The following is a 13,123-nucleotide window of genomic DNA, read 5'->3' as shown; positions in this document are numbered from 1 at the left end:
AGGTATGGAAGGGCCGAGGCAACGTCCCTCTGATGGTCAGACTGCGGGGAGCCGTAGAACAGGAAGTGTAGGACAAGGTCAACAAAATTCGTCCCCAGCATCTACGGATGCGGCGAACAGCTCTGGCAGCAAGAACCAGGGGGCGACAGGTCAGACGACCAACTCCACTACTGAGAACCCATCAATATCGGGTGACCAAGGTACAGAGGCCGCGAATGATGCGTCTGCAACGGGCGGCAATGGTGCTGCTAGAGACGGACGGCACAGAGGCCCCGGTAGCATGTCTGGTAACGGAGCTGGAATGGGCATGGGAGGTCCTGGCGGTGGTATGGGTGGTGGAAGAAATGGAAATTCTTCGTCTGCTTATGCTACTCCGCTGGCGATTTTCGCCGCTTTGTTCTTCGGTGTGTTCGTGTTTGTTGCTTATCGTTTTCGGGCTCAAGAATGGAAGCTCGGGGAACGTAATCGAGGACTGATGCTGTGGACTGTGCTGGGTGCGGGGTTCTTTTTAAGAATGGCAATCGCCCCATGGATCTCGGGTCACATGGACTTAATGCTATTCCGAAACTGGGCTACGACCGCAGCGGATAGCTTGTCAGGTTTTTACACGAATGGTTCCAGTGATTATCCACCGTTCTATATTTATATTTTATATGTGATCGGTAAAATCGGTACTACTGATGCTTTTAGCCCTTATATGCCAGTGTTGCTGCGGCTTCCGAATATATTAGCCGATATCGTGACAGCGTACATGCTGTACCGGTTGGCAAGCAAACGGGTCGGCTATGGAGTGAGCCTCGGATTGGCTATATTCTACGTGTTTAACCCGGCTGTATTTATCAATTCGACCTTCTGGGGGCAGGTAGATTCTTTCTTTACCATGCTGATTGTGGGCATGATTGTGCTGTTGGTGGAAAATCGAATCGGCTGGTCCGCTGTGCTGTTTACGATAGCGGTATTGATGAAGCCACAGGGCATTATTTATGGACCGGTTCTGTTCTTCGAGCTGCTGAGACAGCGCAAAATACAGCCTTGGCTGTTATCCATTGGCGGCGCCGTTGTGACAACTATTCTGGTCATATTGCCATTTTCATGGGGGCAGGAGCCGTTATGGCTGCTTGATTTATACAAGGGAACAGTTGGAGAGTATCCATATGCTTCGGTGAACGCGTATAATTTCTTTGCACTAATTGGTGGCAATTATACGCAGGACACTACAACGCTGTTCGTGTTCAGTTACCATACGTGGGGCATGATCTGCATTGTGCTGGTGACTCTGTTTACAGGGTGGCTGTATTTCCGTAGTCGAAAACCACAATTTGCAGCTGCCGCCGCACTGGTACTCATTGCAGGTGTATTTACCTTCGCCTCCAGCATGCATGAACGATACTTGTTCCCTGCGGCCGCGTTAGCTGTACTGGCGTACCTGTATTTGCGGGATCGCAGATTTTTGTGGCTCGCGGGTGGATTCAGTCTTACGATTTTTCTGAACACCTTTGATATTTTCTATAGCTCCAATTCTCAGGATCATTACGGTATTATTTTGTGTGTGACATCATTGCTAAACGTGCTGTTGTTTGGGTATTTGGTCAAAGTGGTGTGGGATTGCTCCAGGCCGGCTACAGTTCAGGCTCCGCTTCCCAAGGCCACAAATATAGCTCCTTTATCCGTAGAATGAGTGACGGGCGGTCACGAGATAGGTGATCGCCCATTTTCCAGCGCTCGGTACAGTTTCTATCTTCATTTGAGGTAACCGCATGAGCTCTTCATTCACATTCATTTTCCGTTGGGCGCAAGAAGTGGCACATAGCCACCGGGCTTCCACAACATTCTCAAAAAATATCCTTGCCGGTTTGGTGAGCCGTCATATTTATTCCTCTCCATTTGCTTATTTAATAAAGAGCATGAAAACACAGAAATGTTGGCTTGTTTTCAGGTTCATAAACTTTGTATTACTACGCAAAAGCAGGCCTACGGTTTCTATTATTGTTTTGCAGGGCATGGCAGGCAAATGGGAAGTGGTCAAAGTGCTACAAGCAATAAGAGCTTAAGGAAGCGGCTTTTTGTTCTCATGCCAGAGCGGCCTGGTATACATATCAATCCATATATTCGTTCAGTTTCTGTACATCGCAGATGGTAAGCTCTCGTGTACCCTTGGTATGAATAATCCCCAACTGTTCAAATCTGCCGAATTTGCGGCTGATGGTTTCACGTGTGACACCCACATAGTTAGCCATCTCCTCGCGTGAAAGGGGGAGGTTTATTTTAATATAGGAGCCATCCGGCTTGCCGTATTTATGTCCGAGTTCGAGAATCATGTAGGCGATACGGATTTCCGGGTCTTTGGTAGCCAGGCTTTGAGCCAGGTTTTCAGTATGTGCCAAGCGTTTGGTAATCGTTTTAAGCAGCCTTAAGGAGATATCGGGATTGTTGCGGATCAACTCCTCCATATCATCCTTGGTGAGCATACAAATATCCGTATCTTTTAGGGCATACGCACTAAAATTGCTCAACTCGTCGTTATTAAATATGTTCAACTCACCAAAAAAATCGCCAGTTGTCAGAATGTGCAGAATTTGCTCTTTTCCCTGAGGCGTCATTTTCAAAAGCTTGACGTGTCCGCTTTTAATAATGTACAACGTATCGGAAGCCTGTTCCTCGAGAATCAAGGCCTCGCCTTTCTGATATTTGCGGTGCCGGATCATGGAGCTAACCTTGCACAAATCTTCGCAGGACAAAGAGGAAAAGATAGGCACTTTGCGGGCGCAGGGCTCTTGTTCGCACTGGCAGGGGCAGGACATCTCATTCACATTCATTCACTCCATTCGTCAACCGGAAACTAAAAAAGTATAGCGTACTCTTATTATTCTGTATCATCTATAAGGGCAAAATGGCTCTGATCCTCACCGCAGACTGGACAAACCCAGTCCTCCGGAAGCTCTTCGAACGCTGTACCTGGCATAACGTCTTCATCTGGGTCACCTATAGCGGGATCATAAACGTATCCACAGGGCTGACATACATATTTTTTCATCTTGAGTTCTCCTTGTCATGCAAAATTTTTGTAAGCTCCGGTGCGTCTGGACTGAGTCCTTGGACAATGGCTGCTTTAAATGGAAGTGAAGCAAGAGCATCTCCGAAGCCAATCACGCCGCAGATAGAGCCGTTTTGTATGAACATGCGCGTATAAGAAACTTGATTTTCACGGGTCAGGCTGGTGTCGCATTCCTGCTCATCTACCAAACCGATGGAAAACAGGGGGCATTCATAGCTGTTGGACAGGGTGACAGAGATGGGACGCTGGTAAGCTGCGGAAACGCCCACCATATTCATACCAGCTATTTTCCCTTGCTCCATAGCACTTTCCCACAATCCATCCACTTTATTGTGGAACTCGGCTACATCACCTGCCGCATATATATTGGCGGAGCTGGTCTCCATCTGTGCGTTCACCAAGATACCGTGTCCAATATCAAGGCCGGTTTGGTGCGCAAGCTCCGTATTAGGCACAATACCGATAGAATACACAACATGCTCGCAAGGAATAACAGCGCCGTCTTGTAGCTCAACGCCCTCTACATGCTCCGTGCCTATAATACGCTTTACGCCTTGGCCAAGGCATACCTGGGTGCCTTGTTCGATGACTCGGCGGGTCAAAATAGCGGAGGCCTTTTCATCTAGCTGGCGGGGCATAAGCCGTTGCGAAGCTTCCAGAATGGTTACGGCATATCCTGCTTGCTGGACGGACCAGGCGGTTTCCACGCCTTGAATACCGCCTCCGATGATACATATCCGGTCATCCTTTTGCAGTTTCGCCTTAAGGCTGTCGGCATCTTGTCTAAAACGAATATTGTGAACGTTCCTTAGTGAAGCCCCATCCAGCACAAGCTTGCGATTATGGGCACCTGTACACAGCAGCAGCTTGTCATAAGCAACGATTTGACCGTTAACTGTTTCGATGGTGAATTCGGCTGCATGTATCGCGGTAACCTTGATGCCGGAATAGACCTGAATTCGTTGACTGGCAAACCATTTTTCCTTTTTGATCAGGATTTTGTCACTGTGCAAGTCAGTGAATAGTGCCTTGGAAAGCTTGACCCTGTTGTACGGAAGGGAGGATTCTTCCCCGTAGATCGAAATTTCGGCTAGCTCATCATGATCTCTAATCGCTTTTGCCGCGTTGACAGCGGCTACGCCGCCTCCGATAATAACGTAATGTTGGTTATCCATTCGGCATCTCTCCTATTTTTCACTAAACTTTCTGTGCTCAAATAGCACTAAGCAGCAGATCTGAGACAAATTCAGCGGCATTTGTTATTTTTTTCACTTTTTCATCTTCTGTAGGAGAGAAGCGAATGCGTACCGGGAATTCCACATGGGTCATACCCGTTGATTTGATTACATCTGAAGTGCTCTGAACTTTCATATTAGTACCGTTCAAGTAATCCTGCACGACTTCAATGGCTTCACCACTCCAGCCGTAGGAACCAAAGGCGGCAGCAAGCTTGCCTTCCAGATTCATCTTTTGCATTTGTTGCAGCAGATCCTCCAATTTACCTGTCATGTCGGCATATTTGGTTGAGCTACCGACGAAAACAGCATCCGCTGAGGCAATACTAATTAATATTTCGGTTTCATCCGCCTTATCTACATCCCATAGCTCCACTTTGATTTGATTTTCCAAAAAGCAGTCTTTCAGAATGTTTGCCATTTTTTTAGTATTATTTTTTAAGGTGGCATAAACAATTGCTACTTTCTTATCCTCCTTGCTTTCGGTGCTCATGGATGCATACAAATCAATAAATTTGGCAATATCATGTCGGATGGCGAAGCCGTGGGAAGGAGCGATCATTTTAATATCCAAATCAGATATAGCTTCGATCAATGTACGCACATATCTGCGATGTGGATGAATAATAGCCTGATAGTATCCGATAAAGTCCTCGGTGATATCAAAACCGGCCTCATCGGCAAATAGATGCTCTACAGCCACGTGCGTGCTGAAAATATCGCAAGGGAACAAGATTTTATCTTCCACGCAATACGTAATCATGGTTTCCTCCGTATGGAGGTAAGGCGTTTCCTTGAACAGCAGTGTCTTGCCTCCAATATCCAGTTGGTCCCCGTCCTTGATGATGAGGAAGTTCCGATGCTGGAGCTTGTACATCTGCTGAATTTCCGGAACGGCAATCTCAGTGCAGACAATGGTGGCGTTTGTTGCCTTGGAAGCAAGTGCTGCTAATCCGCCGGAGTGATCTGGTTCTGTGTGATTGATGACTATATATTCAATATCCAATGGAGCGATCAATTCGGCTACAGCTTCGGCAAATTCTCTACCAAACGCCATATCTACGGTATCCACGATGGTTGGTTTTCCAGTTTTTAATAAGTATGCGTTATAGGTTGTACCCTTAGATAATGTAAGACGATGAAAGGGTACCTCACGATTATCGATTTTCCCTACCCAATAAATATCCTTTGCCAGCTTGAATCCTGGTTTCATAGGAATAACCTCCTGTTGTTTTGGTTTGTCTAACACAATTTGATTCTAGTTGGTTGTGATGATAAAAAAGATGATTGAAATCAAATTTTTGAATATTTCAAAATATTTATGCCTTAAATTTCGTTTTGTGATTGCAATCACAAGAAGGGAGATCGTTCTATTGTTCAATAATAGACACAGTCTGATTTTCAAATAGGAGAGTGAACTGCAATGGAAAAAGTAAACCTCGTTCAATTTCAGGAATATAAAGAAGCTGCATTTACCAAACGAATTGTGCATAAGGAAGCCGACAATGTCATTTTTATTCTCAACTTTACTCCTCATGCTGAACTGCCAACACATAATCATCCAGGAGCAAATGTATATTTGCTCGTTCTTGAAGGCACCGGTGTTGTCACTGTGAATGGGGAAGAAACAGCAGTTGTCCAAGGGGATATGATCCATATTACCGGCGATGAGCACTTTTCCTATCGCAGTGGTGGGGAGATAAACTCTAGCCTACATGTGGTATTGACCAAAACGCCAAGTGAAAGTTATGCAAAAAATATATAAAAAATGCAAGTAGAGAAATCGTAGTCTAAACTCCAAACTCCAAACATACAAAAGCCGCTTGGTTTAAATGACCAGGCGGCTTTTGTATTGGAGAATCACACCCGGAAATAGGCTACACATCCCCGTCTATCAGGATTACTGTACCTGTGACAAAGCCGGATGCTTGTTCATCTACAAGCCACACCAGGCTACGGCATTCACGCTTTTCAACAATCTTATGATAAAATCCCGTCTGTACAAACGGCTTCCGAAGTGCCACAATACGTTTTAAAGGCCATATTTCTCCAGCTGGGATATCGTACAAGGCTCGCGAAGTAGTCAACTCAAATAAATTGGTGTTTCATCGAAGGGAGGAGGCAGATTATGAAGCTGCATCGTGCCATTGTGGTGGATGATGAAATATTCACCCGCAAAGGGCTGGTTCAACTTGTCGATTGGGAAACCTGTGGCTTTGAAATCGTGGGAGAAGCTGATAACGGTGAGGATGCACTGGAGCTAATCAGTCGTCTTCAGCCGGATCTGATCATCACCGATATTCGTATGCCAGTGCTGGATGGATTAGAGCTGATTCGATCTGTACTCGAACGGAGTACCCAACATCCTGCTTTTATTATTATGAGCGGCTACAGTGATTTTACTTATGCGCAGCAGGCACTCCGCTATGGAGTTCATGACTTTATACTCAAGCCGGTTGATGATGGGCAGTTTTCGGCTACACTACGCAAGCTGAGTGAAAGATTGCAACGTGAACAACAGAACGCGCAGCAATATCAGAACCACCGTACAGGCGGGCTGTTAGAGATGATGTTGATGAATCAAGTGGATGATGCAGTGGTGACACAGTGGGAGCAGCAGCTGCGGCTTGGAGAAGCCACATATCTGTACTATGTACTCGTCGAGCTAAATGATCAGCATCCTTGGCGCTCTGGTGACGATGGTGTCATGCTATCACTTTTCCAATTCAGGGAGCTTATAGAGCAAGCGCTTCATCGTTTAATGGACGGCAAGTACCCTCTCTATGTTCATGAGCATCGTAACAGGGTTGGACTTATCGTGCCTGACTTTTTTTTAGCGTGTTCTGAAGCCAAGCTAGAAAATTTTATGAAAGCGCTACAACAAGAGATAGAAGGGATGGAGCCACTGAAAGACCAGTTGGGAAGTCGGGTGTTCGTGTATGTGGGAAGTCCTGTGAATCAGTTGCGGGATATCCAGCAGTCCTATGCCAGTGCGAAGGAAGCAGTACTCCATAAATACATTCATGATGCTAGTGGTATTGTTGTCTATTTGCAGGATGAAATGCCGCCCCTTCACTATAAAACCATTCATCCGGACATACTGGATAGCTTGACAGAGCAGGTCGAGGAATTCCAATTAGAAGAGCTTCGTGCGACTGTAGGTCATTTATTTAGCAGCTTTCGGGAAGAATATTATGCTCCTGAGGCTATGAAAATGAGTCTGCATCAATGCGTTATTAGTATTGTGCGGGTTATTCAAAACATGCAGGGAAATGAGCGTTCACTTCAGTCGCTGGAACCGATGATCAACTGGCAGGATATGAATCTATCGTTGGGTGAATTGCAGCGATTGTTTACAGCCTTTGCCGAGGAAAGTGGAAAATATATTGGAACTCTGCGCAAGGAATGTCAGCAGGGAGGAATCCAGCACATCCGTGCTTACATTGAGCAGCATGCTGCCGAGAATATAAGTCTGAAAAGCATTGCGGCTCGCTTTTACATGAATCCGGTATACCTCGGTCAATTGTTCAGAAAAACATACGGTGTGTACTTTAACGAATTCCTGCTGAAACTGCGTATTCAGGAGGCGAAACGCCTGCTGCGGCAGACGGATCTGCGTATTTATGAAATTGCGGAGCGCGTGGGCTTCGGCAGTTCAGATTATTTTGTGACTCAGTTTGAAAAGACGGCGCACGTCACGCCAAGTGAATACCGCAATAGCCTGAATGCTGGGCACGATCCAGAGAGGAACGACGAATGAAGAGGCTGATAACTATCCTGGATCATATACGGCTGCGGGATAAAATGCTACTGCTTTATTTCCTCTGTGTTTTTACACCTATAGTGCTGACTAACCTGATCTTTTACCATGTTACCTCGCAAAATGTGAAGGAACAGCGTATTCAGGATATTACGCGCGCGCTGGAACAAACAAAAATTGAATTTTATCGGGAATTTGAAGATGCGATGGAAATCTCGTCTATCTTTTATACCGATTATCGACTCAATGAGGTGTTGGAAGAAACATATCCCCACCCTGCTGACTATATTGCTGTTTATGACACTTATTTACGTCGCATCTTAAACAGTACTTACAGCCCTGTGTACCATTCCGTAGGTGGAATTACGATCTACACTGATAATTCAACGCTGCTGAATTCCGGGGGAATTAGCTTTATAGATGAGAGGGTCAAAAGCTTCCCATGGTATACCAAAATCCCGCCTGGACGCCAGTCCAAGCCTATATTTGTCCGTACCGATGACAGTGCCGATGAAAGTACTGACGAGCAGATACATCCCTTCAGCCTGATTCGACGGATGAACTACTTTTATTCCCCAAGTGGTCGTGAAAAAATACTAAAAATAGAGCTGCGAATGTCGTCCATTCGGGAGATTTTCAATAACCTGAATTTACAGGGAAGTCTCTTCCTGCTCAACGAACGGGGAGAAATCGAATACACAAATGATCCCAAGGTTGATATAAACCATAAAAGCGTGGCCTATAGTACTCTCAAGCTGCCAGAGAACATCATGGAGTTCAAGACCAGTTATGTGCTTACGAATAATCTGAACGGCTGGAGCATTGTGGCCGCAGTATCAAGAGATGAGGTGCTGTATGAAATGCAGGAACCTCGCAATTTTGCACTCTTGTTAACCTGCGTGAATATGCTGCTGCCCACCTTGATTATTATCTGGATTACACGTTCGCTGAACGTGCGGCTTCGTCGCATTCTGAAACATGTGAAAAAGGTGAAAAATCAACATTTTGAACTTATTCCCGGTACGGAGTCGAGTGATGAAATTGGACAGCTTACAGGTGAATTTAATCGGATGACACTGAGAATCAAACGACTGATTAACGATGTCTATGTGGCCGATATTCAGCGAAAAAATCTGGAGATTCAGCGTAGACATGCCCAGTTGAACGCACTTCACAGCCAGATCAATCCACATTTTCTGTTCAATGCACTGGAGACGATCCGCATGCGAAGCCTGATAAAGCATGAGGATGAGACAGCTCGCATTATCCACAATATGGCGCGAATTTTTCGCAATTCGCTGGTATGGAACAAAGATCGGGTTACTTTGCGGGAAGAGCTGGAGTTGATCCGATGTTTTCTGGAAATCCAACAATATCGATTTGGTGAGCGAATACAGTACGATGTGCAGGCACGCTCTGAAGACTTGGACCATCTGATTCCCAAGATAGTAGTGCTGACGCTAGTTGAAAATGCCAGCATCCACGGCATTGAGCCGCTAAAGCATGGGGGACGCATTGAGATCCTTTTCGAGCATGAGGAGGGGCAACTGATTCTAACGGTTCGGGATAATGGGGTGGGCATGTCAGCGGAACAGGTGCAGCGTTTATATGGTTACATGCAAAGGCAGGAGGAGATGGGTGAGCGTATAGGTCTGCAAAATGTCATCTATCGTCTAAAACTTTACTACAGGAGCCGCTTTAAGCTTGTCATTCGCAGTGCACCCGGCGAGGGGACGGAGATTCGTATCATGATTCCTGCGGATCGGGACCTATAGTTTCCTAAGTAACACCTTTAGATTGACAGGTGAACAGAACTAACGGCATTTTATAAAATGAAAGTGCTTACAATTTAAGGTGTACGAGAAACCCGCTGCTCAAGGGACGTCCGTACGATATTCACACACCATCCACAAAAGAGGCCGAAAGGGGAAGGTCTGGCATGACAAGCAAAAGGTTTGGAATCATCAGTCTGGTAATGGTTATGATGGCATCTATGATCGCTGCTTGCTCAGGGAGCTCGGGTAAGGAACCTGCGTCGGGAGATAGCAAGGAGAAGGTCACATTCACGTATTTTAATGCTACGGCGGGAAGGGACATTAATACCAATGAAACGCGGATCGGAAAAATATTGGAAGATCAGACCGGCGTGAACTGGAAGCTGGAGCATTTGGTAGGGGATTCGAATACGAAGATTGGCACGTTTATTGCCAGTAATGATTACCCAGACGTGATTGTACCAGATGGCACGATTGATAAACTGCTGGATGCCGGGGCTTTTATTCCCTTGAATGATTTGATCGATAAATATGGACCCAATATCAAGCGTGTATACGGACCGTACTACAACCTGATGAAAGCGGAGGATGGGAATATTTATTTCCTGCCGTTCAGTGCGGTGGTCGGTGATTATTTGTCTGCTCCTAATATAGAGCAGGGAGCCTTTTGGATACAGCGCAGAGTGTTGAAGGAGGCAGGATATCCAAAAATAAAAACGTTAGATGAGTACTTGGCTCTGATTCGGAACTATGCGAAAAAGCATGCAGACGAGGGATTAACCGGGTACTTGGCGTTAACCACGCAGGATAGGTTTTATGCGCTTACGAATGCGCCGATGCATCTGGCGGGCTATCCCAACGATGGCGGCACAATTATTGATATGAAAACACACCAGGCAACGGATTATGGAGATAAGGATATCACTAAACGGTATTTAAAAGAGCTAAATCAGCTTAACGCAGAGGGCCTGTTCGATAAATCCTCCTTTGTGGACAATTACGATCAATATTTGGCGAAGCTGACCTCGGGCAAGGTGCTGGGCTTTTTCGATTATCGCTGGCAGGCAGGGCAGGCTCTAAATAACCTGCAGGAGGCTTCCAAGCGATCGGGTAATGATGATCTGGAATATGTAGGGCTGCCTGTTGTATACGACCGGAATATAAAGGATCAGTATCTTGATCCGTCGTCATTTGTTAATAACCGAGGCATTGGAATTACGGTCAGTGCCAAGGACCCAGTACGTATCATCAAATTTTTCAACAATCTGCTGACCGACGAAAACCAGATATTATCCAACTGGGGAATCAAAGGTGAAACCTATGATGTAGATAAAAAAGGGCGCTTTTATCGGACCAAGGAGCAAATTAAGAAGACGGGTGAGGATGCGTTCCGTGACTCATTTGGGTTCAAATATTTTGAATACAGCTGGCCGCGGTACGGTAACGGTTCTTCCTTGCCCGACGGCAACTCGGCTAGCCCCGGACGGCAGCCTGAGGTTGCGCGGATGTCATATACCGAAGGTGATAAAAGTCTGCTTAAAGCAAACGGTGTAGAGTCCTTCTCGCAGATGTTTTCTGCACCTGACGAGCGTCCATGGTTCCCGGCCTGGAGCATTCAGGTTGCCCAAGGCTCGCCTGCGCAGATCTTCCAGCAAAAGAAAGGAGACCTGCAGCGCAAATATTTTCCGCGCTTGGTGCTGTCTGCACCGGCACAATTTGATGCCATTTGGAATGAATACACCACCGAGTTTAACAAGCTGGATGTGAAGGCCTTTGAGGAGCTGATCACGAAGGAGGTTGCCAAAAAAATCAAGACGGTCGGGAAAAAATAAAGGAGGAAGCAGCTATGAGCTACACGTCACCGCCACCCGTTACGACTTCCTCGGGCCATTTGCAGCCCTCACGGCGAACCGGCTTTAGGGGATTTATACACAAGCTGTACCAGCAGCGTGCACTCGTATGGATGTCCGTCCCTTTTTTAATCTGGCTGTTTATTTTTAAATATTTACCTCTTTGGGGCTGGACGATTGCCTTCCAGGATTTTAAGCCTGCCCGCAAGCTGCTTGATCAGCAATGGGTTGGATTGAAGCATTTCCGTTTTCTATTTCAGGATGAGCACTTTCTGCGGGTGATGCGCAATACGCTGGCGATGAGCTTTATTAATCTGGTGCTGGGCTTTGTCACCGCTATAACACTAGCCATTTTGCTGAATGAGCTTCGTCAGATTGTGTTCAAGCGAGTGGTGCAGACGATCAGCTACTTGCCGCATTTTATTTCGTGGGTAGTTGCGGCCAGCATTATTAGTACGGCGTTATCAGCGGACGGCGGCATTGTCAATGAGGTGTTGATGTGGCTTGGACTCATTAAGGAACCTATTCTCTGGTTGGGTGAGGGAAGCTACTTTTGGGGCATTCTCGGTGCGTCGGAGGTATGGAAAAATGTCGGCTGGAATACCATCATTTATTTGGCCGCGATGACCACGATTGATCCCTCGCAGTATGAAGCAGCCGAGATGGACGGAGCAGGGCGGTTTCAGCGGATTTGGCATGTGACCTTGCCGGGATTAAAGCCGGTATTTATTATCCTGCTTATTATGAACATTGGTAATCTGCTGGAATCAGGCTTTGAACCACAATATTTGCTGGGCAATGGCATGAACGTGGATTACTCGGAAAATTTAGATATCTTCGTACTGAAATATGGCATTCAGATGGGCAATTTCTCACTTTCCATTGCTGCTGGAATGTTCAAAACGGTAGTTAGCTTTATTTTGTTGTTTAGTGCCAATCATATTGCGAAGCGGTTAGGGGAGGAGAGGTTGTTCTGAAAAAGGAGTGACTTTTTTTGGGAGGGGGGCGTCGTCGCTTCGCGTGCGGATTATTCTTCCGATCGCTGTTATCCCCGGATTCCTTTTTATCATAAACATTAGAGGTTGGAATCCGGGGATAGCTTATGCTTACGATGCGAGCTTTCCTCTGGAAAGCTTTTAGCCGAACGCTCCGCTTCTCCAGAACAATTCCGCCCGCTCCGCTGCTCCTCTCCGTAAAGTCACTTTTTTAAGAACTGAGGGTAGTGGCAAGGGAAGAGCTTAAGAAAGGCGCGTGACTCGCGCCTCCTTGTAATAACTGCGTCATGATGGTGGCTCAGCTTCGCTATCACCGTTAGAGGATATCTTTGGGGATGAGCTATTCGACGCGATAGCAAGGGGGACGTGCCCATGCATTCTACAGGGAAGGTCGGTGGATTTTTAGCAGGCCGCTTCGCGGACCTCATCAAGACCTTAAGTGCTGTGCTAGGC

12 protein-coding genes are annotated in these 13,123 nt (G+C 46.4%); 7 read left to right on the top strand and 5 right to left on the bottom strand.

Annotated features, from left to right (window positions below; genetic code table 11):
- Window positions 1–4: 4 nt before the first annotated feature.
- A complete protein-coding gene (locus tag ACQQ6X_RS14615; protein ID WP_305166132.1) occupies window positions 5–1,678 on the top strand; it encodes a glycosyltransferase 87 family protein in 1,674 nt (557 codons plus the stop codon).
- 79 nt (window positions 1,679–1,757) lie between these two features.
- Window positions 1,758–2,051, top strand: coding sequence for a hypothetical protein (locus ACQQ6X_RS14610; protein WP_305165921.1), 294 nt, complete (start codon window positions 1,758–1,760; stop codon window positions 2,049–2,051).
- Window positions 2,052–2,096: 45 nt separating this feature from the next.
- Here ACQQ6X_RS14610 and ACQQ6X_RS14605 read toward each other — a convergent pair whose 3' ends face one another.
- The 4 genes from ACQQ6X_RS14605 to ACQQ6X_RS14590 form a co-directional block, all read right to left on the bottom strand.
- Entirely contained in the window at window positions 2,097–2,801 is a 705-nt protein-coding gene (locus tag ACQQ6X_RS14605; RefSeq protein WP_305166131.1) for a Crp/Fnr family transcriptional regulator, read from the bottom strand.
- A gap of 62 nt (window positions 2,802–2,863) precedes the next feature.
- Entirely contained in the window at window positions 2,864–3,034 is a 171-nt protein-coding gene (gene rd, locus ACQQ6X_RS14600) for a rubredoxin (RefSeq protein ID WP_305165920.1), read from the bottom strand.
- Window positions 3,031–4,230 (bottom strand): NAD(P)/FAD-dependent oxidoreductase, encoded by a 1,200-nt coding sequence (locus tag ACQQ6X_RS14595; RefSeq protein ID WP_305165919.1) that lies wholly within the window; start codon window positions 4,228–4,230, stop codon window positions 3,031–3,033. Before ACQQ6X_RS14595 ends, rd begins: the two co-directional genes overlap by 4 nt.
- A gap of 37 nt (window positions 4,231–4,267) precedes the next feature.
- The gene (locus ACQQ6X_RS14590) at window positions 4,268–5,503 is read right to left on the bottom strand and encodes an FprA family A-type flavoprotein (RefSeq protein WP_305165918.1); all 1,236 of its coding nucleotides are present in this window, start codon (window positions 5,501–5,503) and stop codon (window positions 4,268–4,270) included.
- 210 nt (window positions 5,504–5,713) lie between these two features.
- Here ACQQ6X_RS14590 and ACQQ6X_RS14585 point away from each other — a divergent pair, with 210 nt between their 5' ends.
- Entirely contained in the window at window positions 5,714–6,055 is a 342-nt protein-coding gene (locus tag ACQQ6X_RS14585; protein ID WP_305165917.1) for a cupin domain-containing protein, read from the top strand.
- Between the two features lie 112 nt (window positions 6,056–6,167).
- On the opposite strand, the gene ACQQ6X_RS14580 is transcribed toward ACQQ6X_RS14585, so the two are convergent.
- Complete coding sequence (locus ACQQ6X_RS14580; RefSeq protein ID WP_430493456.1) at window positions 6,168–6,377, bottom strand: hypothetical protein; 210 nt, start codon at window positions 6,375–6,377, stop codon at window positions 6,168–6,170.
- Between the two features lie 41 nt (window positions 6,378–6,418).
- Between ACQQ6X_RS14580 and ACQQ6X_RS14575 the strand changes: the two genes are divergently transcribed.
- From ACQQ6X_RS14575 to ACQQ6X_RS14560, 4 genes are all read left to right on the top strand, one after another.
- Window positions 6,419–8,050: a response regulator gene (locus ACQQ6X_RS14575; RefSeq protein WP_305165915.1), complete on the top strand. Its 1,632-nt coding sequence runs from the start codon at window positions 6,419–6,421 to the stop codon at window positions 8,048–8,050.
- Window positions 8,047–9,825 (top strand): sensor histidine kinase, encoded by a 1,779-nt coding sequence (locus ACQQ6X_RS14570; RefSeq protein ID WP_305165914.1) that lies wholly within the window; start codon window positions 8,047–8,049, stop codon window positions 9,823–9,825. Before ACQQ6X_RS14575 ends, ACQQ6X_RS14570 begins: the two co-directional genes overlap by 4 nt.
- A 164-nt stretch (window positions 9,826–9,989) precedes the next feature.
- Entirely contained in the window at window positions 9,990–11,657 is a 1,668-nt protein-coding gene (locus ACQQ6X_RS14565) for an ABC transporter substrate-binding protein (RefSeq protein WP_305165913.1), read from the top strand.
- A gap of 14 nt (window positions 11,658–11,671) precedes the next feature.
- On the top strand, window positions 11,672–12,652 hold the full coding sequence (locus tag ACQQ6X_RS14560; protein ID WP_305165912.1) for an ABC transporter permease: 981 nt from the start codon (window positions 11,672–11,674) through the stop codon (window positions 12,650–12,652).
- Window positions 12,653–13,123: the final 471 nt, after the last annotated feature.

Source organism: Paenibacillus ottowii (assembly GCF_050516475.1).
Classification (GTDB): domain Bacteria; phylum Bacillota; class Bacilli; order Paenibacillales; family Paenibacillaceae; genus Paenibacillus; species Paenibacillus ottowii.
The sequence above is the reverse complement of the archived record's forward strand: the minus strand, read 5'-3'. Positions and strand labels throughout refer to the sequence as shown.